Source organism: Streptococcus sp. 20925_1_22, from assembly GCF_041431685.1.
Classification (GTDB): domain Bacteria; phylum Bacillota; class Bacilli; order Lactobacillales; family Streptococcaceae; genus Streptococcus.
In genome coordinates, this window is record NZ_JAPVYE010000001.1 from 215,887 (window position 1) to 237,960 (window position 22,074).

The window sequence follows — 22,074 nt, forward strand, 5'->3', positions numbered from 1 at the left end:
ACTAATAAATAGATTGCTTTTTATAATCTTTGGAATTTCTTGATGGATATTTGTTAATTACCTTTTTAAATAGTGATTTAGTAGTCAATGGTCTGAAAAAACTCTGAATTTCTTCCATTAAACTGATATTTGAAAGGAATGTCAAATGAACCTGAAATAGCTTAAATCGCAATCTTACAAAAATGTAAGATTCGTCTGTAAAATGTAAGATTAGGTTATGGAACGGTCAACATCTTTATTATAAAATGGTAGCAGAAGTCAAAAAGAGGCTGGAATACCAAACCTCTTTTGATTTTGAATTTTTTATCGCATGGTCACGAATTCTTCGGAACCGGTCGGGTGAATAGCAACTGTAGCATCAAAGTCAGCCTTGGTAGCGCCCATCTTGATAGCAACAGCGAAACCTTGAATCATCTCGTCTACTCCGTAGCCAATGCCGTGCAGGCCAACGACCTTTTCATCCTCACCGGCAGTGATGAGCTTGAACTTGGCCAGTTGGCGGTGCTGGGTAACAGCTGAATACATGGATGTGAAGCTAGATGTGTAAACGTGAATATTTTCTGCTCCGTAAGTCTTGATAGCCTCTACCTCAGTTAGGCCGACTGTCCCAATAGCAGGATGGGAGAAGACGACAGTTGGAATAGTTGAGTAGTCCATCTTAGCATCTGTTTTGCCATTGAAAAGACGCTCAGATAGAGTTCGTCCAGCCTTGATAGCAACAGGAGTTAATTCTTTTTCACCTGTTACATCGCCTAGAGCATAGATGCCAGGAACCACAGTGTTTTGGTACTCATCTACAGCGATGAAGCCACGTTCATTGAGAGTGACGCCAGCTGCTTCCAGATTGAGGTCTTGGACGTTTGGTTTACGACCGATGGCCCAAATAACATGCTGGGCTGTGTGGCTGCTGCCATCTTCAAAATAGAGCTTGAGCTGGCCATCAGGAAGTTTTTCCAGCTTTTGTGGAATCTTATGGGGATGAAGCTGGAGTCCAGAGTTCTCCATTTCTTGGAGCAGACCGTCAATCAGATAGCTGTCAAAGTTGCGCAGTGGTCGATCCTTACGGACAAAAAGATCTGTTTCCACTCCCAGAGCATGGAGCACTCCGGCTAGTTCGACTGCTATATAGCCTGCTCCGACAATGGCAACAGATTCAGGTAACTCTTCCCAAGCGAAGACATCGTCGGAAGTTTCCCCGTAACCTGCACCAGGGATATTTGGAATAGCAGCATGGGCACCCGTCGCGATAACGATATGCTTGGCGCGAATAAGCTTACCGTTGACTTGGACAGTGTTTGCATCTACAAAGCGGGCACGGCCTTCGATCAGCTCAACACCATTCCGCTTGAAGCTACCATCGTAAGATGAACGTGCTCGGTCAATATAAGCTTCGCGATTTTTCCGAAGAGTAGCAAAATCAAAAGCCTGATTATCAGAGGTAAAGCCGTAGTCTGGTCCATAATGCTGGATAGCTTCAGCTATTTGAGCTCCGTACCACATAATCTTCTTTGGGACACAGCCGACATTGACACAGGTGCCACCCAGTTTCTTTTCTTCAATAACGGCTACCTTGGCACCGTATTCGCCGGCCCGATTCATGGTAGCAATTCCCCCGCTGCCACCGCCAATAGCAATCATATCAAATTCTTTCATCTTGTTAGAATCTCCTTCTATTATATGAGGTAATTGTACCTTTTTTAGCAGGTGAATGCAAAAATCTGCTACGGATTTTAGCGGAGTGACTATCTGAGATAAAATAGCAACCATTTGTGAAAAACTGTAAATTTTTTTAGAAGAATTATGATAGCCTTGTGATATAATATAACAAAAGAAAATCGTTTTCATCAAGAGGAGGAAAAAAGATGAAAAAGTTAAAGAAATGGCAATTATTTAGCATTATTGGAGCTACGATTGCAGTTGTTGCAGGAGCAATTCTCTTCATGTTTCTAAATGGAGGGAATCCTTCTGAGGCACCGGTTGATACGACTCCGCTGGTTCAGAAGGCCAAGGAAGGCTCAGTGGCTTCTTCAGTCTTACTGACAGGAAATGTCACAGCCAGCAACGAGCAGTACATCTACTATGACAGCACCAAAGGTGACTTGGAAAATGTACTGGTCAATGTTGGTGACCAAGTGACTGCTGGTCAAGCGTTGGTAACTTATAAAAGTGCAGAGGCTCAGGCAGCTTATGATGCGGCTGCTCGGGCGGTTAGCAAAGCTGATCGTCAATTGCATGACTTGCAAACCAATGGTGTGACTGTAAATACAACCGGCGACGAAGAAGCAGATGGTGCGTCTGAAGCTCAGGCTCAGCGTTCTGTGGAGTCTCAGGCAGCTGATCTGCGCGATGCTCGAGCTGATGCAGTTGATAATATGAATAAAGCGCAAGCTACTCTCAATGCCTTGACAGTGACCAGCACAGCAGATGGTACGGTCGTAGAAGTCAACCGCGATGTTTCAAAATCAACAACAGGTGCCACTCAAACCTTGGTTCACATCGTCAGCAATGGAAATCTGCAGATTAAGGGTGAATTATCCGAATACAACCTGGCTAACTTGTCTGTCGGTCAAGAAGTGACCATTACATCAAAGGTTTACCCAGATAAGAAATGGACTGGTAAAATCAGCTACATTTCCAACTATCCGAAAGACGGCCAGCAGGCAGCAGCTCAACCGTCTGAAACAGGTGGTAGCGGAACAGCTTCAGGTTCTAAATATCCATTTACAATTGACATTACCAGCGAGATTGGTGAGCTCAAGCAAGGCTTCTCTGTCAATATCGAAGTTAAAAACAATACTCAGGGACTCATTGTGCCAGTCAGCAGTGTGGTAATGGACGGAGACAAGAACTATGTTTGGGTCCTGAAAAAAGGAGTTGCCAAGAAGACAGAAGTAACGCTCGGAAATGCTGATGCTGAAAATCAAGAAATCTCATCTGGTTTGACAAAGGATAGTAAAGTTATCATCAATCCGACAGATAGCTTGAAAGACGGTCAAGAGGTGAAATCTTATGAAGAAGCTAATTGAGTTAAAAAATATTAATAAGAGCTATCGCAATGGAGACCAGGAACTGCAGGTATTAAAAGATATCAGTCTGGAGGTTGAAGAGGGCGAGTTTGTTGCCATCATGGGACCGTCTGGATCTGGTAAGTCTACTCTGATGAATATCATTGGGATGCTGGATCGTCCGACCACTGGTGAATACCATCTAGGAAGCGAAGAAGTCGCTAAGCTAGGTGATAAGAAGCTGGCTAAGGTTCGAAATAAGCAAATCGGCTTTGTCTTTCAGCAGTTCTTTCTCTTGTCTAAGCTTAATGCCTTGCAAAATGTGGAACTGCCCTTGATCTATGCAGGTGTTGGTCAGTCTAAACGCAAGTCCTTGGCCGAGCAGTTTCTGACTAAGGTGGAGCTGGACACGCGGATGCATCATCTGCCTTCAGAGCTTTCTGGAGGACAGAAGCAGCGAGTAGCCATTGCGCGTGCTTTGGTCAATAATCCTTCGCTGATTCTGGCTGACGAACCGACGGGGGCCCTAGATACCAAGACTGGCGAGCAGATTATGGAGCTCTTGACTGAGCTCAATCGAGAAGGGAAAACCATTATCATGGTAACCCACGAGCCTGAGATTGCGGCCTATGCCAAACGGCAAATTGTCATTCGTGACGGTGTCATCTCATCTGATAGCGCTAAGGAAGGAGGACTAGTCTAATGCAAAACTGGAAATTTGCCATTAGCTCCATTCTTGGACACAAGATGCGGTCTTTCCTGACCATGATTGGGATTATTATCGGAGTGGCTTCGGTTGTGGTTATAATGGCCTTAGGAGATTCCATTACCCGACGGGTCAATGAGAGTTTTACCAAAAGTCAGAAAAACATGCGTCTCGTCTTTTCTCCTAAAAAGAGCAAGGATGGCTCCTATACACAAACGGCTGATCTCTATTCTGTAAATGTGGAAGATGAAAGCGAAGAAGTGGTGGAACCACCCAAGGCTCAGGAAGCATGGGTTAAGGAATTGACCCATATCAAGGGAGTGGACGGCTACTATGTGACCAACTCAGCTATGGAAACCTTTAGCTACGAAAATAAGAAGGCTGAGCGCGTCAACTTTGTCGGTGCAAACATGACCTATATTCAGGTGAAAAAATACAAAATAATTGCTGGTCGTGCTCTGAGACAGCAAGACTATCAAGGCTTTGCCAGTGTTGTGCTGCTAGACGAAGGTCTGGCTGCGACCCTTTTTTCTTCCGCTGAAGAGGCAATCAATAAAATTGTGACAGTGGGTGCCAGTAACTATCGGGTGATTGGGGTTTATAGAGATCCTGAAACTGCTGCTGCATCTGGCTCTATGCAGGTCTATGGAGGTAATGCTATTACAACCAATACACTCATAGCCGCAAACTTTGGAGTCGATGAAATTTCAGAGATTGTTCTTCGAGTGAATGATACTAGCTTAGTTCCAGAACTTGGTCCTAAGGTTGCCAAGAAATTAACAGAAATTGCTGGTCTCCAACAGGGCGAATATCAAGTGACGGATGATAGTGCCCTCTATCAGGAAGTGCAAAAAATTTATGGTGCCATGACAGGCGTTATCGGTGCTATTGCCGGAATCTCCCTCTTTGTCGGAGGTATCGGTGTTATGAATATCATGTTGGTATCGGTCACTGAGCGGACTCGTGAAATAGGTCTACGGAAGGCTCTGGGAGCAACGCGTGGCAACATACTGATGCAATTTTTGATTGAGTCTATGATTTTGACACTGATTGGTGGGTTGATTGGACTGGTTCTAGCTGCAGGACTTGCGTCTGTGCTAGGCTCAGCCATGAGTCAAATGCTGGAAGGAACTCCAGTGACGGTATCACTCACGGTCAGCATCGTCAGCCTTCTCTTCTCAGCAACTATCGGTGTTCTCTTCGGAATCTTGCCGGCCAACAAGGCCTCCAAACTGGATCCAATTGAAGCACTAAGATATGAATAATATAATTAAAAGTCTGGGGAACCAGACTTTTTTGTGATGAAAAAATCCTGCTGGAATTCCAGCAGGATTTGCATTCTTAATATCGTATAAAATACAGATTATTTCATCGTTGGGAAGAGCAGGACATCGCGAATGGTAGTCACGTCTGTTAGCAACATAACCAGACGGTCGATACCGATTCCTAGGCCTCCAGTTGGAGGCATACCGTATTCCAGTGCTTCAACAAAGTCATAATCAATGCCAGTTGCTTCGTCATCACCCAGTTCTTTGGCTTTTGCCTGTGCTTCAAAACGAGATAGTTGATCAATTGGATCGTTCAACTCGGTGAAGGCATTGGCATATTCTTTGGTCATGATGAAGAGCTCGAAACGGTCCGTGAAGCGTGGGTCTTCTGGATTTTTCTTAGCCAGAGGTGACACTGCTACTGGGTGACCGTAGACAAAGGTTGGCTGAATCAAGGTTTCTTCCACAAATTCTTCAAAGAAAGCATTGATAACATGGCCAACTTCGGTGAAGTGCTTTTCAAGCGGAACTTTCTTTTCCTGAGCCAAGGCAGCAGCTTCTTCAAAACTCATATCTTGCCAGAAATCAACACCAGTAATTTCCTTGATGGCGTCAACCATGTGAACGCGTTTAAATGGTTCATTAATCTTGATTTCAGTTCCTTGGTAGTTGACCGGTCCATCTCCATTTACAGAGACGGCTGCATGTTGGATAATGCCTTCAGTCAAGTCCATGATATCTTGGAAGTCCGCATAGGCTTGGTAAACCTCGATGGAAGTGAACTCTGGATTGTGAGTAGCATCCATTCCTTCGTTACGGAAGATACGGCCAATCTCATAAACTCGCTCCATACCACCGACGATGAGACGTTTAAGATGAAGCTCAGTTGCAATCCGCAGTACCATGTCAATGTTTTGGGCATTGTGGTGGGTGATAAATGGACGGGCAGCAGCACCGCCTGCCTCATTGTGGAGAACAGGAGTTTCAACTTCAAGGAAGCCTTGGCCATCCAAGTAACGACGGATTTCAGAGATAATTTTTGAACGAGTAACAAAGCGCTCAAAGCTCTCGCGGTTGGAAATCAGATCCAAATAACGCTTGCGGTAGATGGTTTCAACATCTGTCAGGCCGTGGAATTTTTCAGGCAGGGGACGCAGAGCCTTAGACAAATGAGTGAGGCGGGTAGCCTTAATAGAAAGCTCACCCATATCCGTCCGCATAATCTCACCTTCGATACCGAGGAAATCTCCTAAGTCAGCCTTTTTGAAGATTTCATAGTTTTCTTCACCAACAGCATCCTTACGCACATAAATCTGGATTTGGCCTTCACGGTCTTGGATGTGAGCAAAGCCAACCTTTCCTTTGCCGCGCTTGGTCATGAGACGGCCAGCGATAATAGCTGTTTCATTGAGTTCGTTTAATTCTTCTTTATCTTTATCGTTGTATTTTTCTTTCAGTTGAGCAGAGTTAGCAGTCCGCTCAAAGCGTTTGCCAAAAGGGTCAATTCCCTGCTCAGCCAGCGCAGCCATTTTTTCACGGCGGATAATCTGCTGGTCGTTTAATTCCTCGATATGTTCAGTAGTCATGTTTTTCCTCCAAAAGTTTTCCTACCTATTTTAACACAAAAGATAGGGAAATTCATCTATATTTGGCTATAAAGTAAGAAAAAAAGCTAGAAATCCAGCCTTAATTTTCTGCCTTTTCAAGTAGGTAATCCATATTATTCCAAGTGATCAGCTCAAAATTCTCAAAGTCTTCTGTTTCAAGGATGGTGATACTGGCATTGGTCAGACCGCCATTCTTGCGTAGGAGAGGTGTGTCATAGCCTAGCATGGTTCGAATGCTGGCGGTTAAGTTAGCACCGTGCCCGACAATGAGGACCTGTTCATAGTCCTTGTCCTTTAAGGTCTTGATAAAGGAAATGGTTCGGTGGGTCGTATGATAGACCGACTCAGCGTCAAAAAAAGTATGATTAAATTGCGAAAGGTTGTGGCGGAAGGCAGTCATCTGGTGCGGATAGATGGCTTCTATGGTAGAGATTTTTGCGCCTTCTAGTTTTCCCAACTGCCATTCTCGCAGTTCAGGCACTGATAAGATTTCAGTCGAAAACTGGCTTTCTTCTTGGATAATCTCAGCAGAGCGAACGGCACGAGGGAGGTCGCTGCTGTAAATCTTGCCAAATTGTGTCTGAGCCAGATGTTTTCCTAGGGTATGCAGTTCTTCAACGGCGGCTGGCAGCAGTGGCGAATCACCGCTGGCTCCCTGAAAGCGGCCTTCCTGATTCCATTCCGTTCTTCCGTGTCGGACAAAGTATAATTTCATAGTGGTTGATTGTTTCTTTCTTATTAGAGTTTATTGAGAATATTAGGTGCAGTATTGAAAAATTATGAGCTAGGATTTTCCTTGAGATCTGCAAAGTCAGCTTGAACAAAATCTGCTAAATCTTGAGCCTTGATTTCGATACTGCGGCCGACTTCGCCAGCTGACACGATGATGCTATCTCGCTCTAGAGCCGACTGGTCAATATAGATTGGAAAGTTGTGCTTTTGCCGGATACCGACAGGATTATTGGCTCCGTGGATATAGCCCGTTGTCTTTTCCAAGTCTTTCTGAGGAATCATACTAACTTTTTTATTGCCGGAAATCTTGGCCATTTTCTTTTCGGACAGATGCTCTGTGATAGGTAGGATACCGATTAGTGTGCCAGTCTTGTCTCCTGTCAAGGCCAAGGTTTTATAAATCTGCGAACGGTCCAAGCCTTCGGCTGGCTGTTCATCTAAGGCATTTAGCTGCAGGTCTCTATGTTCAATCTTAGCCTTGCTTAAAATTTGCTCGACCAGTGTTTTTTTGATTTTTGTTTTTTTAGCCATTAGTATATCTCTCTTCTAATTGTGACATCCAGAGTCCCAGCCAGGTTCCCAGACCGAAGAAAAAGGCTGCAAGGACAAGTGTCAATATAGAAACTCCAGCATAGCTGATGCTTTCACTGTTTCCTGCTTGTGGCACTACAATGAGAAGTGTACTGGATAAGACGATGCCTATGATAAAGTGATAGACACGGGAGTAGTAGTTTTTCAAAATATGATCCATGAGCTTAGAGAAGAGAATCAGTGCTAAGGCGCCTCCGATTCCGATAGGAAGAAAGGTACCCAAGAGATCCAGTTTGCGAAAGCCATTCAGCATAGGAGCGTAGAGCCCTAAAATCAATAGAAGGTTGGACGGACTGAGTCCGGGAATCAAAATGCCCAGTGCAATCAGGGCTCCTGCTAAAATGAAAGAGAGAAAGTTGGCTGGCAAGGTGCCGACCATCCCATTTAGGGAATAAAGAAAAATTCCTGAGACGATGAGGCTGACCCAGAAAACGAGAATATCAATCCGATCACGCTCACTTTTAGCGACAGACTCTTTAATAAGGCTAGGAACAGTCCCGATGATAGCTCCGGCAAATCCCCAAAGGACAATCACTTTGTAGTTGTCCAGCAGCAGATTGACAGGATAGGAGAAGGCGGCAATTCCTAAAACCATTCCGATTCCAACTGGTATGAAATAGAGAACATTTTCGACGAAGTTTTCTTTTAAATGTGCTAAAAAATGAATCAGGCGTTCGTAAATACCTAAGATAGCTGCTAAAACACCGCCTGAAACTCCTGGCAAAATAAAGCCAAGTGCAATGACCATTCCTTTGAAAATTCTATTCAACCAAGAAATCATTGTATTTTCCTTTTCTAATTTCATTTATCAAATCATTATATCATAAAATATAGGCTTTATTAAGAGGAAACGGCTGGAAATTTCCTATTTTTTGACAATAAAAAACGACAGCAGTCTTTGAGACTTAAGCTGTCGCTCTGAGCTATTGGTTTTCTTTAGGAACTGTAAATAGCTTTTGATAAGTAGCAGTCTGGTCTTTCAAGGTTGACAGCTGGTTCAAATCAAGATAATGAGAGAAACCAGTCAGCTGACCTTGTGATGTGTACTGATGCAAGTCGTAATCTTGCTCAGTATTTGGTGCGGCATTGTAGTAGCCGTCGTCATTACCATAAGTCGGAATCCAAATTGCTGTGAACTTATCAGTAGAGATGCTATGCTCCTCCATAAAATAAGTTCCAATATAGATACCAATATTTTTAACACCAAGTGACTCTAGCTTGGCACGGAAAGCTTCAACTCCCGCATTCATGTCAGACATGGTCTTTTCTTCGACGTCTAGCCAATAATAGGTTGGATGGTACTTGGCAGAAGCCTTGTAGAAACTTTCGGCTTCTTTTTCCATTTCCTTTTTGCTATTGGCGGCCACATAGGCATAGACAGCGACAGGGATGTTGCGCTTTTGAAATTCTTTGATATGTCTTTCATAAGACTTGTCCAGACCATTCAGATGAGTTGCTGCGTTTTCTTTTTTTGCCTGCGCTCCACTATGAACACGGACAATTACTCCCGAAACATTCTGTGCGAGTAAGTCGTAATTAATCTCACTTGGCAGCTGCCAGCCAGAAATGTCAATGATTGGTCTGGAAATAAACTCTTCATCCAAGGACGAATCGTCAGTTGTTTCCTCTTTTTTTGAGGAACTTGGAGTTTGTTTAGTTTGTGAAATTTTTGCCTGTGCTTGCTTTTCCTGAGAGTCAGTAATTTGCTTGCTTATCAAAATAAAAGCGATAAAAGAAGCAAAGAAAATTAGGATTGCAAGCGGTTTAATCCTCTTCCTCATACTGGTTTATTTTAACTTAAAACAAATAAAAAAGCAAAAAATATCCCCAGAATTGCTGGAAAATGAATAAAATGTAATATAATTGAAATATTATAAAGCAAAAACAAGACGTTTTGAAAGTTCAAAATGCCTTGTTTTTTAAAGAGATTAGGCAGGCTGTGGAAGATAAGTTGCCGTTGGCTAAATCGTTTTGCTTTTTCTTACCTTTATAATAGCTTTTGAATGAGCTCTCCTATCTTTTGGGGAGAGGTTTGTGGAGAGAAGCGTTTGATGACTGTTCCTTCTCGGCTAACCAGAAACTTTGTGAAATTCCACTTGATCTTCTCACCCAGAAGACCGCTTTTTTCTTTTTTGAGCCAGTCAAAGAGAGGAGCGGTATGAGGACCGTTGACATCGATCTTAGCAAATCGAGGAAAGGTCGTTCCGTAGTTAAAACTGCAAAAGCTGTTGATTTCTGCAGCGTCTCCAGGAGCCTGCTGGCCAAACTGATTGCAAGGGAAATCCAGGATTTCAAATCCATCTTTCTGATAGCGCTCATAGAGTTCCTGCAGTTCTTGATACTGAGGAGTGAAGTCGCAGTCGGTCGCTGTATTGACAATCAGCAGAATCTTTCATTTATAATCACTCATTTTTTGCGAACTTCCGTCTTGTTTTTGGATTTCGATATCATAAATGTCTGTCATGTTCTCCCCCTTTGTTTGCTTCCTATCTTATCACAATTTGATGTAAAAGAGAGAAAGCAAGGTCATATTGTTCCAGTCTCTGCACTAATGCTTTTTTTTCAATCCAAAAGGTGATATAATGAGAATTGAATTTTTAGAAGTTTAATGGTGAAATATGAAAATTGACAAGAAACACTTGTTGAATTATTCCATCTTGATTCCCTATTTGATTTTATCTGTTTTGGGATTGATTGTGGTCTATTCAACGACGAGTCCTACCTCGATTCAGGCCGGAGGAAATGGTTTTGGAATGGTCATGAATCAGGGGATTTTTTGGATAATAAGTCTCTTTATAATTGCGCTCCTATATAGAATCCGCTTGGGTTTCTTAAAAAAAGGAAGTATCCTGACTATAGTTATCTTTGCTGAGATTATCCTCTTACTCTTATCTCGTTTTATAACGGGGACTATAAACGGAGCTCATGGTTGGCTGAAGCTTGGAGCTTTCAGTATTCAGCCTGCTGAGTATTTGAAGATTATTCTGGTCTGGTATCTAGCTTTTCGCTTCACAAAGAGGCAGGAGGAGATAAAGGTCTATGACTATCAAGCCCTGACTCACAACCATTGGTTTCCTAAAGCCTTTAACGACTGGCGGACTATGGTGGCTATTCTGATTGGGATTGTAGCTATTATGCCAGACCTTGGAAATGCAACTATTCTATTTTTGACTGTCGTGATAATGATAGCTGTCAGCGGGATTGGCTACCGATGGTTTTCTACGATGCTGGGAGCCATTGTTAGTGTTTCCGGTTTAGTTCTGGCGAGCATTTGGTTGATTGGGGTTGAGCGCGTGGCCAAGATTCCAGTCTTTGGATATGTGGCCAAGCGTTTTAGTGCTTTCTTCAATCCCTTCAAGGATCTGTCTGGCTCAGGCCACCAATTGGCTAATTCCTACTATGCTATGAGTAATGGCGGCTGGTTTGGTCTGGGCTTGGGTAACTCTATTGAAAAGCGCGGATATCTGCCGGAAGCTCATACGGACTTTGTATTTTCTATTGTGATAGAAGAGTTTGGTTTCTTTGGTGCCAGTTTGATTTTAGCCTTACTCTTTTTCCTGATTTTGAGAATTATCTTGGTAGGGATTCGGGCAAAGAATCCATTTAACTCCATGATGGCTTTGGGAATTGGCGGTATGATACTCATGCAGACCTTCATCAATATCGGTGGTATCTCAGGTCTCATTCCTTCTACAGGAGTAACTTTCCCCTTCCTATCGCAAGGAGGGAACAGTCTTCTGGTCTTGTCAGTAGCCATCGCCTTGGTACTCAATATTGATGCCAACGAGCGCCGTGATGCCCTGTATGAGCAGATGGAAGCGGAGGCGCAAGGCCGGTCTGAGGAAGCTTAATCGCAGTTCGTGTGAACAGTTGTTGCAAAAATGAAAGGTGCAGATTATGTCATTTAACAAATTAGAAAGCTACAGCAATAAAGAAGTGATTCGAGAAGAAGTCGCCATTTTGACAGACTTACTTGCCGATATTACTCGGAATCTTCTCGGCCCTGAGACCTTTGAAAAAATCTCCCTCATGGAGGAGTTGGCTGTTAATTCCAAATATCATGAGCTAAAAGCGATTGTAGAAGAACTGTCGACAGATGAAATGGTGTATATTTCCCGTTATTTCTCTATTTTGCCGCTTTTGATTAATATCTCAGAAGACGTGGACCTAGCTTATGAAATCAACCATCAAAACAATATCAATCAGGATTATCTTGGAAAGCTGTCAACAACCATTGACCTGATTTCAACGCGGGAAAATGCTCAGGAAATTCTGGAAAACCTGAATGTTGTTCCAGTACTGACAGCTCACCCAACTCAGGTTCAGCGTAAGACCGTTCTGGACTTAACCAATCATATTCATAGTTTGCTGCGTCAGCATCGTGATGTTAAAGCAGGCCTGGTAAATGAGAAGAAGTGGCTAGGAAATCTCCGCCGCTATATTGAGCTTATGATGCAGACAGATATGATCCGTGAGAAGAAGCTGAAAGTGACCAATGAGATTACCAATGTCATGGAGTACTATAACAGCTCTTTCCTGCAAGCGATCACCAACTTTATGGTCGAATACAGACGCTTGGCAGAAGAGCGGGGCATCAAGCTGGATAATCCTAAGCCTATTACCATGGGAATGTGGATCGGCGGCGACCGGGATGGCAATCCTTTTGTAACAGCAGAAACCCTTAAACTATCAGCCACCCTCCAGAGTGAAGTCATCCTCAACTATTACATTGACAAGGTTTATACACTCTATCGCACCTTCTCACTCTCGACCAACCTCTCAGCAACCAGTCAGGCAGTAGCAGAAATGGCAGCTCTGTCTACAGACAAGTCTGTTTATCGGGAAAATGAGCCTTACCGCCGTGCTTTCCACTATATCCAGTCCAAGCTGATTCAAACCTTGCTTTACCTTAAAGAAGGTAATTTCTCAAATGACGGTCAGCGATTGACTGACCGAGCTGAGGGAAAATTGTCTGCGAAAGCCAACCTTTCTGTCAGCAATAAAGGAAGAGAAATCATCCCTAATTATATCCAGTCTCGTATCAGCGAGACCTTGACTGAGCTGAAGAAAGAGGAGACACCTTCTTACAAAACAGCTCAGGAATTTAAAAAAGACTTGCAGGTCATTTATGATTCTCTTATCGAACATCATGGAGAAGCCTTGGTAAGTGGCGACTTGACTGAGCTTCTCCAAGCGGTTGATGTTTTTGGCTTCTTCTTGGCCAGTATTGATATGCGGCAGGATTCCAGTGTTCATGAAGCCTGTGTGGCTGAGCTCTTGGCTTCGGCTAATATTGTTCAGGATTATAGTAGCCTGTCGGAAGAAGAAAAATGCCAGGTCCTCCTTAAACAGCTGCTTGAAGATCCTCGTATCCTGTCAGCTACTCATGAGTCTAAATCCGAACTCCTGCAAAAAGAACTGGAGATTTTCAAAACAGCCCGTCAGCTAAAAGATGCCATCGGTGAGGAAGTCATTAAGCAGAATATTATCTCTCACTCGACCAGTGTATCAGATCTACTTGAGTTAGCTATTATGCTTAAAGAAGTGGGGCTGATTGATGAAAATGGTGCTCGTGTCCAAATTGTTCCGCTCTTTGAAACCATTGAGGATTTGGACAATTCCTGTGATACCATGGAGAAATACCTGTCTCTGCCAATTGCTCAGAAGTGGATTGCCTCTAAGGATAATTATCAGGAAATCATGCTGGGCTATTCAGACAGTAATAAGGACGGTGGCTACCTGTCTTCTTGTTGGACTCTCTACAAGGCTCAGCAGCAGCTGACAGCCATCGGTGATAAGTTTGGCGTGAAAATCACCTTCTTCCATGGCCGGGGAGGTACAGTAGGACGTGGTGGTGGTCCAACTTATGAAGCCATCACTTCTCAGCCACTCCGCAGTATCAATGACCGAATTCGTCTGACTGAGCAAGGGGAAGTCATTGGTAATAAATATGGAAACAAAGACGCAGCCTACTATAACTTGGAAATGCTAGTGTCTGCTGCCATTAACCGCATGGTAACTCATAAGAAGAGCGATAGCCATACTTCTGATAAATATGAGCGGATCATGGACCAAGTAGTCAATCGCAGTTATCAGATTTACCGTGATTTGGTCTTTGGCGACGAGCGTTTTTACGATTACTTCTTCGAATCCAGTCCGATCAAGGCTATCTCTAGCTTTAATATCGGTTCTCGTCCTGCTGCCCGTAAAACCATCACTGAAATCGGCGGTCTCAGAGCTATTCCATGGGTCTTTTCATGGTCTCAAAGTCGAGTTATGTTCCCAGGCTGGTATGGTGTCGGATCAAGTTTCAAGGAATTCATTGATGAAGACCCAGAAAACAATCTAGCCTTCCTGCAATTTATGTATAAGAGATGGCCGTTCTTCAAGTCGCTCTTATCAAATGTAGACATGGTTCTGTCTAAGTCAAATATGAATATCGCTTTTGAGTACGCGCAGCTTTGTGAAGATCAGAATGTGCGAGATATTTTCAATATTATCTTGGATGAGTGGCAGCTGACTAAGGATGTCATTCTAGAGATTGAAGGGCACGATGAGCTCCTTGCAGAAAATACCTATCTGAGGGATAGCTTGCACTATCGTATGCCTTACTTTAATGTTTTGAACTATATCCAGCTAGAACTAATCAAGCGTCAGCGCAACGGTCAGCTTACACCAGATCAAGAAAAGCTGATTCACATCACCATCAACGGAATTGCTACAGGACTTCGGAATTCTGGCTGATACAAAGAGAAAATCGGAATTGTTCCGGTTTTTTCTATTTTTGTAACCAAAAGGCTTCTTAATTCGTTATATTATTGAGGAGGGGGGGTGAGCTTATTAGACTGGATGAATATGAAACAATCTTGATAGGTTTTGCTCGTGAGATTATCTCCTATCTGCAGAAATCAGGCGCGTCTAAAGTAGAAGCAGAAGACGTGGTTCAAGATGTTTTTGTTAAGATGTTGGAAACAGAAATTATTATCCCGGCAGAGAAGATGCGAGCTTGGATGTATCGGGTCTCTATCCGGCGCTACATAGACAGATATAGGAGAGATAAGCGATATTTGCAGATTTTAAAAAAGGAATTTTTTAAAAATCACTCAGTTATTCCCTTTGAAAATAAAGATTATGAGCTGCTACGAAGTGCAATAGAGGAACTTCCGTCTAAGGAAGTTACACTTTTAGAACTCTATTATTTTCAGGGTTTTACAGTCAAGGAGATTGCCCGAATCATGTCTTACTCAGTAAGTAAGGTCAAGATTCAGTTGATGCGCTGTCGTGCTAAACTCCGAAAGAAACTGGAAAAGAAAGGATACCTAAATGGAAACATTTGAAATTCTTGCAAAGAAAAGCAGAAGAAAAAGACTCTGGAAGACAGTAGCTATTAGCACCTTTGTTTCTTTAGTGATTTTAGGTCTCTTAGGAAAGGGACTAATAGAATTAGCCTCCAAGAATGGACAAAACTTGCAGAAACAGTACGAAATTATGTCCGAAATCGCCTACCCTAATGTTGACTATGATAGTCTTTATTACACACAAACTTCTTATTTCTCAGGAACCTTACGTTCCGATCGTTTTAAAGACTTGAATGGAGTGAGAGTGGTTTATCCAGCTTATGAGGGTAACTATTCACTAACAGGCTCTTATAAAAATCCGACTTCGGAAGGGACTTATTACACTAAATCAGGGACCTATACGCGAGAACTTCGCCAGAAATATCCGGTTTTTTACAATGTTAATGCCAAAGTAACAAAGGATAGTAATTCCATACCTAAGGAGTTGGCTTCTGTCAAAGAAATGCCTGATCAATTGGTTGAAGTAGCCGTGACCTTTGATAGACCCTATACCTATAAGGAAATCCAGCAGATGATACCGAATAATCTCAAGATTAATTGGTATTGGATTGGTAGTCAATCGAAGGACGGTGAAAATGGCATGGTACTGAGTTCTGATCCTAAGACGACCTATGGAGCTGGTGCTGAATTATTAGCTATGGATCCAACAACTAGCAGTAAAGAGGGACAGAAGACCTTCTTGGACTATCTAAAAGAAGTTGATAAAACCTTTTTCCCAACTGTTAACAATTACAATATGTACAATGACATTGAAACCTATCTCAAGAAATTCAGCCAGCTAGATATTCGCGAGGAAAAGAATCGAGATCAATTGACTTTTTCAGGTGTCATTCTTACCGGAAAATCTGAAAATTTTGCTCAACTAGAGGGGAAAGAATGGAATTATGCTTCCAGTATTGGAGCCTCAATTCAAAATCAACCTTACTACAAATTAGACAAGGATTAATTCACAAAAAAATGCTAAAAGACTTGCATTTTCATTTAAATTTGATAAAATAGTAAGGAAAGTTAGACTGTATTGCCTACTGTCTATCTATAAAATATATTTTATTGGAGGCTTTTACTCAAATGGCAAAAGAAAAATACGATCGTAGTAAACCACACGTTAACATTGGTACCATTGGACACGTTGACCACGGTAAAACTACTTTGACTGCAGCTATCACAACTGTATTGGCACGTCGCTTGCCTTCAGCAGTTAACCAACCTAAAGACTATGCGTCTATCGATGCTGCTCCAGAAGAACGCGAACGCGGAATCACCATCAACACTGCGCACGTTGAGTATGAAACTGCTAAGCGTCACTACGCTCACATCGACGCTCCAGGACACGCGGACTACGTTAAAAACATGATCACTGGTGCCGCTCAAATGGACGGAGCTATCCTTGTAGTAGCTTCAACTGACGGACCAATGCCACAAACTCGTGAGCACATCTTGCTTTCACGTCAGGTTGGTGTTAAGCACTTGATCGTCTTCATGAACAAAGTTGACTTGGTTGATGATGAAGAATTGCTTGAATTGGTTGAAATGGAAATCCGTGACCTCTTGTCAGAATACGACTTCCCAGGTGACGATCTTCCAGTTATCCAAGGTTCAGCTCTTAAAGCTCTTGAAGGTGACTCTAAATTTGAAGACATCATCATGGAATTGATGGACACTGTTGATGAGTACATTCCAGAACCAGAACGCGATACTGACAAGCCATTGCTTCTTCCAGTTGAAGATGTATTCTCAATCACTGGTCGTGGTACAGTTGCTTCAGGACGTATTGACCGTGGTATCGTTAAAGTCAATGACGAAATCGAAATCGTTGGTATCAAAGAAGAAATCCAAAAAGCAGTTGTTACTGGTGTTGAAATGTTCCGTAAACAGCTTGACGAAGGTCTTGCAGGGGACAACGTAGGTGTGCTTCTCCGTGGTATTCAACGTGATGAAATCGAACGTGGACAAGTTATCGCTAAACCAGGTTCAATCAACCCACACACTAAATTCAAGGGTGAAGTTTATATCCTTACTAAAGAAGAAGGCGGACGTCACACTCCATTCTTCAACAACTACCGTCCACAGTTCTACTTCCGTACAACTGACGTTACAGGTTCAATCGAACTTCCAGCAGGTACTGAAATGGTAATGCCTGGTGATAACGTAACAATCGACGTTGAGTTGATCCACCCAATCGCCGTTGAACAAGGTACTACTTTCTCTATCCGTGAAGGTGGACGTACCGTTGGTTCAGGTATGGTTACAGAAATCGAAGCTTAATTCGATTCCGTTCCCAGATAACAATTATAGTCAGACACTAAACCCCGTGAGAACGGGGTTTTTTAGTATTGTAATTGTTTTTTTTAAAAAAAGAAGAATAGAAAGTAGTCGGTAATCTCCAGAGTAGATAGCTCGATTTTACAGAAGTAACTTGAAGATGATTTAGCAGACGGGAAGGGAAGAAGTGTATATATAAGCTTGATAGAAGTTTTGTCCTTTTGGTTAGGTTGGGGAAGAAAGTATCATTTAAAACAGAGATTCTTTCAGGAAGGATTTTCACTTTTCACTGAAAGTATAGTATAATAAGAAATAGAATACATTTGGAGAAGAAAAATGCCCTTAAAATCAGGATCATCACCTTATGCTAAAAATAATGACGGTAATAAAGAAATAGAAAAAATAATCTCAAAAGAAGGACTGAAAAATAACTACATATGGAACATGCTGGGGACAGTCTCATCCTCATTGATATCAGTCGTCTTGCTTCTACTAGCTTCTAGATTTCTAGATTCAAGAGATTCTGATATTTTTAGTATTGCTTACGCTCTTGGTCAGCAGTTCTTTGTTTTAGGTTATTTTCAGGTTAGAAATTTGCAATCTACGGATGTAAAAGAAAGATACCAATTTGCTTCTTATCATAACACGAGACTTTTTACTGTCTTTTTGATGATTTTAACATCGTTTATCTATACTCTCTGGCAAGGGTATGATGTTTACAAATCTAGTATTATTTTATTGCTTGTTCTTTATCGGGCTATAGATGCGTATTCAGATGTTTTTCAAGGATTATTTCAGCAAAAAAATAGATCAGACTTAGCCGGAAAGGTGCAATTCTATAGGAGCTGGATTTGCATGTTAATATTTGCAATAGTCCTGTTGCTTACAAAATCATTGATGGCAGCTAGTATTGTTATTTGCTGTGCGAATTTCATTCTGACCTTCCCCCTAGATTTCAGAAACTGTAGATTACATTTTTCTCAGGAAAAGTTTTTGCCTAAACTCCATGATGACAGAAAAAATGTGTATTCTATTTTGAAAAATAGTTTTCCCTTGTTTTTAAATGGATTTTTGATAACGTATATCTATAACGAACCAAAAATTGATATTGATTACCTTTTGACAAATGGCTATTTTTCATCTGGGGTTCAAAGAGACTTTAATGTTCTATTCATGCCTGTCTTTGTCTTATCCCTTTTATTCTTCGTCCTGAGACCGTTGACTACACAGCTTTCTATTTATTGGACTGAAAAGAAATTTACACTATTTTTCAAACAGGTCAATACTCTAAATCTAGTAATGACTGTTTTAGGACTCGTTATTGTTATTTTGGGTTATCTGATTGGTACAGAAGTTCTTAGTGCTGTCTATGGTATCCAATTACAGGAGTATAAACTTCCTTTCACAATATTACTTATAGGTGGTATTTTGAATGTTTTTGCTCTAGTGGTTGATATCATTATGACCATCTTTAGAAAACAGCATTATCTGATGATAGCCTATTTATTGACATTTGCTGTTTCAAAATTTATTACTTTACCATTTATTCGCGATCAAAAATTGCTGGGAGCTGCTAATTCCTTTTTAATCTCCATGTGCGTCTTTTATGCAACAAGTCTGATTATTTATGGCATTGCTAAAAATCAGGAAAAAAGAAAGAAGTAAAATTTTATGAATATCTTATTTACATTAAATGATGCGTTCGTACCTCAAGTTGCAACCTGTATGTGTTCTATATTTGAGAATAATAAATCTGCAGAGAATATTACAGTATATTTAATTGGCGAGAGGATAAACCAAGAGAATCAAGACAAATTAAAAAGATTCGCTAAAAGTTACGATAGAAAAGTTTGTATTATTTCTATAAATAATATCGCAGACTATATTGATTTTGATTTTGATACAAACGGTTGGTCTTCAATTATTTTGGCACGTCTTTTTTTAGATAAACTTCTTCCACAAGAAGTTGATAGGATTTTATATCTCGACGGAGATACACTAGTTCTAGAAGATATAGGTTCTCTTTTTTATAGCGACTTAGGAGATAAGGTAATAGGTATGTGTCCCGAACCAACTGTGGATAAGTCAAGAAAGGAATTTCTAGCTTTGAAAGAGTACCCCTATCATAATTCGGGTGTCCTATTGATCGATCTAAAAAAATGGCGTAGGGAAGAGATTGGTAAAAAGGTCATAGAATTTTATCAGTTTCACGAAGGAAAGCTATTCGCACCAGACCAAGATGCCTTAAATGGAGCATTGAAAGAGCAAATTTTTACCTTGCCAATTTCCTTTAATTATTTTAATATTTATGATGTCTATCCTTATAAAACGTTGAGTGAATTAAGTAAGCCAACTAAGTTTATATCATTGGAAGATTTTAATCATTTTCGGAAAGCACCTACAATTATTCACTATCTTGGTGAAGAGAGACCTTGGCGGAAGGGGAATACACATAGGTTTAAAAAGGAGTACCTCTATTATCTCCACAAAACCCCATGGAAGGATACACCAATGGAAGAAGGTTGGCAGCTGTATTTTGTTTGTTTTAGAATCTTTAATATTGTTATGAAGCCTTTTCCAATGCTAAGATATAAGATTATCAATTCCCTAATCCCGAGCTTTATGAGATATAGGAAAAAACAGTTGCAGAAAAACAAAAAATAATGTGATGACATGTTATAGAAAGAATAGATTAAATTAATGAAAGTTTTAATGATAATTCCTGCTTATAATGAGGAAGAAAGTATTTTAAATACGGTTATGAGCATTGTAGAATATCGGAAGAAAGTTGATTTTGACTTAGACTACGTAGTTATCAATGATGGGTCAGTTGACAGAACTAAGGAGATTTTGGACAGCCATCATCTGAATGCTATTCATTTGGTTATGAATTTAGGGATTGGTGGAGCTGTTCAGACGGGCTATAAATATGCTCTTGAGAAGAATTATGATGTGGCCGTACAGTTTGATGGAGACGGTCAGCATGATATTGAGTCGCTGGATGCTTTGCTGGAGCCTATTCGTCGTCAGCAGGCTGATTTGGTTGTTGGTTCTCGTTTTATCGGTGACAAGTCTTCGGAATTTCAGACGACTTTTATGCGGCGTTTTGGCATTACCATTATTTCAGCTTTTATTAAATTAACAACAGGCAAAAGGATTCTGGATACCACATCAGGTTATCGTTTGGCCAATCGAGACATTATTAGACAATTCGCTGCACGCTATCCTATCAAGTATCCTGAGCCAGAATCAATCGTCCATATCTTGAAGCGGAAATATAAAGTGGTGGAAGCACCAGCCAATATGTTTGAACGTGCAGGAGGAGTCTCTTCGATTACTCCTATTAAGTCCATTCGCTATATGATTGAAGTTTGCTCTTCGATCTTTATTGCTGCTTTTATGAAAGAGAGTGAATAATGTCCATTTTGTCTATTGTTATGCTAGTGGCTTCAGTTCTATTCCTGTATTTTGTCTTTCGGAATATCAATCAAAATAATATTTTATTTGAGCAAGCCTTTATGTGGATTATTATTGGCTTTGTACTGATTGTTATCTCTATTTTTGATTGGATTCCAGTTTCGATTGCCAAATTGTTAGGCTTTGAGTTGACCTCAAACTTTGTCATGTCCTTGGCCATTTTTTTCCTACTGGTTATTGTTTTTTTACATACTATTTCTATTTCCAAGCAAAAGGAGCAAATCAAGCAGTTGGTGCAAGAACTGTCCATCATGAAGCAAAGAATGTCCAAGTTAGAGAGTGAAAAAGATGAAAAATAACCATACCTGGGTGATTTGCGCCTATGGCGAAAGTGAATTTTTAGAAGCTTGTATCCTGTCTTTGCAAGCTCAAACCTTGCCTTCAAAAATTATCTGCTATAGCTCAACACCGTTGGATTCAATCAAGCAGTTGTGCCAGAAATACGGTATTCCTTTTTATACGAAAGAAGGCGGTGGTATCGGCAAGGACTGGAACAATGCCCTTTCTTTTGTTGAGACGGCTTATGCTACCATTGCCCACCAGGATGACTATTATGAGCCTGCTTATCTGGAGGCTGTGATACAGAAAATAGAGCAGTCGAAGGATATTCTAATTGCCTATACAGACTATTTTGAAGAGAAAAATGGAGTCAAAATTCCGGCTAATACCAATCTGAAAATAAAGACTCTCATGCTTAAAACCTTGAATCTGATGCCATCCAGTCGTTTTTGGAGAAATCGGGTTCTAGCTTTTGGCAATCCCATTTCCTGTCCGGCAGTAACTTACAACATAGAGGCATTAAGGGATTTTCGATTTGATGAGGAAATGCGCGTGAGTTTAGATTGGTATGCTTGGTACAAGATTAGCGCCTATAAGGGTCGCTTTGCTTATATTTCTGAGAAGCTTATGTGCCACCGGATTCATGGAGAGTCGGAAACAACCAAGACTATTTCAGATAATACTCGAACCAAAGAAGACTTGTTCATGTATCAGCTTTTCTGGCCTAAGTGGGTTGCTAATCTAATAAATAAAGCATATATGAAGAGTCAAGATGCTAACTCAAACTAA

At 41.2% G+C, this 22,074-nt stretch carries 19 protein-coding genes and 1 pseudogene; 13 read left to right on the forward strand and 7 right to left on the reverse strand.

Annotated features, from left to right (window positions below; translation table 11 throughout):
- Nucleotides 1-303 precede the first annotated feature (303 nt).
- Nucleotides 304-1,653, reverse strand: a complete 1,350-nt coding sequence (gorA, locus tag O3621_RS01140; protein ID WP_314449872.1) for a glutathione-disulfide reductase — start codon at nt 1,651-1,653, stop codon at nt 304-306.
- 209 nt (nt 1,654-1,862) lie between these two features.
- On the opposite strand from gorA, the gene O3621_RS01145 reads away from it, so the two are divergent.
- From O3621_RS01145 to O3621_RS01155, 3 genes are read left to right on the forward strand one after another with little or no spacing between them, the layout of a single operon-like run.
- Nucleotides 1,863-3,026, forward strand: coding sequence for an efflux RND transporter periplasmic adaptor subunit (locus tag O3621_RS01145; RefSeq protein ID WP_125340922.1), 1,164 nt, complete (start codon nt 1,863-1,865; stop codon nt 3,024-3,026).
- On the forward strand, nt 3,010-3,708 hold the full coding sequence (locus O3621_RS01150; protein WP_002906126.1) for an ABC transporter ATP-binding protein: 699 nt from the start codon (nt 3,010-3,012) through the stop codon (nt 3,706-3,708). Before O3621_RS01145 ends, O3621_RS01150 begins: the two co-directional genes overlap by 17 nt.
- On the forward strand, nt 3,708-4,976 hold the full coding sequence (locus tag O3621_RS01155; RefSeq protein ID WP_125340921.1) for an ABC transporter permease: 1,269 nt from the start codon (nt 3,708-3,710) through the stop codon (nt 4,974-4,976). Before O3621_RS01150 ends, O3621_RS01155 begins: the two co-directional genes overlap by 1 nt.
- Before the next feature lie 98 nt (nt 4,977-5,074).
- Here the strand turns inward: O3621_RS01155 and lysS are convergent, their stop codons facing one another.
- From lysS to O3621_RS01185, 6 genes and pseudogenes are all read right to left on the reverse strand, one after another.
- The gene (gene lysS, locus O3621_RS01160; protein WP_371513326.1) at nt 5,075-6,565 is read right to left on the reverse strand and encodes a lysine--tRNA ligase; all 1,491 of its coding nucleotides are present in this window, start codon (nt 6,563-6,565) and stop codon (nt 5,075-5,077) included.
- 100 nt (nt 6,566-6,665) lie between these two features.
- On the reverse strand, nt 6,666-7,301 hold the full coding sequence (locus O3621_RS01165; RefSeq protein WP_314450398.1) for a histidine phosphatase family protein: 636 nt from the start codon (nt 7,299-7,301) through the stop codon (nt 6,666-6,668).
- 62 nt (nt 7,302-7,363) lie between these two features.
- Complete coding sequence (locus O3621_RS01170; protein WP_125444788.1) at nt 7,364-7,849, reverse strand: aminoacyl-tRNA deacylase; 486 nt, start codon at nt 7,847-7,849, stop codon at nt 7,364-7,366.
- Nucleotides 7,842-8,690, reverse strand: a complete 849-nt coding sequence (locus tag O3621_RS01175) for a DUF368 domain-containing protein (protein WP_185776869.1) — start codon at nt 8,688-8,690, stop codon at nt 7,842-7,844. Before O3621_RS01175 ends, O3621_RS01170 begins: the two co-directional genes overlap by 8 nt.
- Before the next feature lie 142 nt (nt 8,691-8,832).
- A complete protein-coding gene (locus tag O3621_RS01180) occupies nt 8,833-9,690 on the reverse strand; it encodes a glycoside hydrolase family 25 protein (RefSeq protein ID WP_371513328.1) in 858 nt (285 codons plus the stop codon).
- Nucleotides 9,691-9,896: 206 nt separating this feature from the next.
- Nucleotides 9,897-10,373: pseudogene (locus O3621_RS01185) on the reverse strand (glutathione peroxidase).
- Between the two features lie 154 nt (nt 10,374-10,527).
- Here O3621_RS01185 and ftsW point away from each other — a divergent pair.
- The 10 genes from ftsW to O3621_RS01235 all read left to right on the forward strand — a co-directional run bounded on the left by ftsW (nt 10,528) and on the right by O3621_RS01235 (nt 22,074).
- Nucleotides 10,528-11,760: a cell division peptidoglycan polymerase FtsW gene (ftsW, locus tag O3621_RS01190; protein WP_002930988.1), complete on the forward strand. Its 1,233-nt coding sequence runs from the start codon at nt 10,528-10,530 to the stop codon at nt 11,758-11,760.
- A gap of 46 nt (nt 11,761-11,806) precedes the next feature.
- Nucleotides 11,807-14,653: a phosphoenolpyruvate carboxylase gene (gene ppc, locus O3621_RS01195; protein WP_371513330.1), complete on the forward strand. Its 2,847-nt coding sequence runs from the start codon at nt 11,807-11,809 to the stop codon at nt 14,651-14,653.
- Between the two features lie 122 nt (nt 14,654-14,775).
- The gene (locus tag O3621_RS01200; RefSeq protein WP_125434364.1) at nt 14,776-15,246 is read left to right on the forward strand and encodes an RNA polymerase sigma factor; all 471 of its coding nucleotides are present in this window, start codon (nt 14,776-14,778) and stop codon (nt 15,244-15,246) included.
- Complete coding sequence (locus O3621_RS01205) at nt 15,233-16,213, forward strand: anti sigma factor C-terminal domain-containing protein (RefSeq protein WP_371513333.1); 981 nt, start codon at nt 15,233-15,235, stop codon at nt 16,211-16,213. The genes O3621_RS01200 and O3621_RS01205 overlap by 14 nt, the downstream gene beginning before the upstream one ends.
- A gap of 122 nt (nt 16,214-16,335) precedes the next feature.
- The gene (gene tuf, locus O3621_RS01210; RefSeq protein ID WP_002912857.1) at nt 16,336-17,532 is read left to right on the forward strand and encodes an elongation factor Tu; all 1,197 of its coding nucleotides are present in this window, start codon (nt 16,336-16,338) and stop codon (nt 17,530-17,532) included.
- A gap of 333 nt (nt 17,533-17,865) precedes the next feature.
- Nucleotides 17,866-19,194, forward strand: a complete 1,329-nt coding sequence (locus tag O3621_RS01215) for a lipopolysaccharide biosynthesis protein (RefSeq protein ID WP_314450007.1) — start codon at nt 17,866-17,868, stop codon at nt 19,192-19,194.
- 6 nt (nt 19,195-19,200) lie between these two features.
- Nucleotides 19,201-20,193, forward strand: a complete 993-nt coding sequence (locus tag O3621_RS01220; RefSeq protein WP_061589137.1) for a glycosyltransferase family 8 protein — start codon at nt 19,201-19,203, stop codon at nt 20,191-20,193.
- 36 nt (nt 20,194-20,229) lie between these two features.
- Nucleotides 20,230-20,946: a glycosyltransferase family 2 protein gene (locus O3621_RS01225; RefSeq protein ID WP_371513336.1), complete on the forward strand. Its 717-nt coding sequence runs from the start codon at nt 20,230-20,232 to the stop codon at nt 20,944-20,946.
- On the forward strand, nt 20,946-21,305 hold the full coding sequence (locus O3621_RS01230) for a DUF2304 domain-containing protein (RefSeq protein ID WP_002912850.1): 360 nt from the start codon (nt 20,946-20,948) through the stop codon (nt 21,303-21,305). The genes O3621_RS01225 and O3621_RS01230 overlap by 1 nt, the downstream gene beginning before the upstream one ends.
- The gene (locus tag O3621_RS01235) at nt 21,295-22,074 is read left to right on the forward strand and encodes a glycosyltransferase family 2 protein (protein WP_314450011.1); all 780 of its coding nucleotides are present in this window, start codon (nt 21,295-21,297) and stop codon (nt 22,072-22,074) included. Before O3621_RS01230 ends, O3621_RS01235 begins: the two co-directional genes overlap by 11 nt.

Excerpts from the sequence above, each read along its gene's own strand:
- O3621_RS01225 (WP_371513336.1), top strand. The coding sequence starts at position 20,230 with ATGAAAGTTTTAATGATAATTCCTGCTTATAATGAGGAAGAAAGTATT.
- O3621_RS01145 (WP_125340922.1), top strand. The coding sequence starts at position 1,863 with ATGAAAAAGTTAAAGAAATGGCAATTATTTAGCATTATTGGAGCTACG.
- O3621_RS01180 (WP_371513328.1), bottom strand. The coding sequence starts at position 9,690 with ATGAGGAAGAGGATTAAACCGCTTGCAATCCTAATTTTCTTTGCTTCT.
- O3621_RS01165 (WP_314450398.1), bottom strand. The coding sequence starts at position 7,301 with ATGAAATTATACTTTGTCCGACACGGAAGAACGGAATGGAATCAGGAA.
- O3621_RS01170 (WP_125444788.1), bottom strand. The coding sequence starts at position 7,849 with ATGGCTAAAAAAACAAAAATCAAAAAAACACTGGTCGAGCAAATTTTA.
- lysS (WP_371513326.1), bottom strand. The coding sequence starts at position 6,565 with ATGACTACTGAACATATCGAGGAATTAAACGACCAGCAGATTATCCGC.
- gorA (WP_314449872.1), bottom strand. The coding sequence starts at position 1,653 with ATGAAAGAATTTGATATGATTGCTATTGGCGGTGGCAGCGGGGGAATT.
- O3621_RS01220 (WP_061589137.1), top strand. The coding sequence starts at position 19,201 with ATGAATATCTTATTTACATTAAATGATGCGTTCGTACCTCAAGTTGCA.
- O3621_RS01175 (WP_185776869.1), bottom strand. The coding sequence starts at position 8,690 with ATGATTTCTTGGTTGAATAGAATTTTCAAAGGAATGGTCATTGCACTT.
- O3621_RS01155 (WP_125340921.1), top strand. The coding sequence starts at position 3,708 with ATGCAAAACTGGAAATTTGCCATTAGCTCCATTCTTGGACACAAGATG.
- ftsW (WP_002930988.1), top strand. The coding sequence starts at position 10,528 with ATGAAAATTGACAAGAAACACTTGTTGAATTATTCCATCTTGATTCCC.
- O3621_RS01235 (WP_314450011.1), top strand. The coding sequence starts at position 21,295 with ATGAAAAATAACCATACCTGGGTGATTTGCGCCTATGGCGAAAGTGAA.
- tuf (WP_002912857.1), top strand. The coding sequence starts at position 16,336 with ATGGCAAAAGAAAAATACGATCGTAGTAAACCACACGTTAACATTGGT.
- O3621_RS01230 (WP_002912850.1), top strand. The coding sequence starts at position 20,946 with ATGTCCATTTTGTCTATTGTTATGCTAGTGGCTTCAGTTCTATTCCTG.
- O3621_RS01205 (WP_371513333.1), top strand. The coding sequence starts at position 15,233 with ATGGAAACATTTGAAATTCTTGCAAAGAAAAGCAGAAGAAAAAGACTC.
- O3621_RS01215 (WP_314450007.1), top strand. The coding sequence starts at position 17,866 with ATGCCCTTAAAATCAGGATCATCACCTTATGCTAAAAATAATGACGGT.
- O3621_RS01150 (WP_002906126.1), top strand. The coding sequence starts at position 3,010 with ATGAAGAAGCTAATTGAGTTAAAAAATATTAATAAGAGCTATCGCAAT.
- ppc (WP_371513330.1), top strand. The coding sequence starts at position 11,807 with ATGTCATTTAACAAATTAGAAAGCTACAGCAATAAAGAAGTGATTCGA.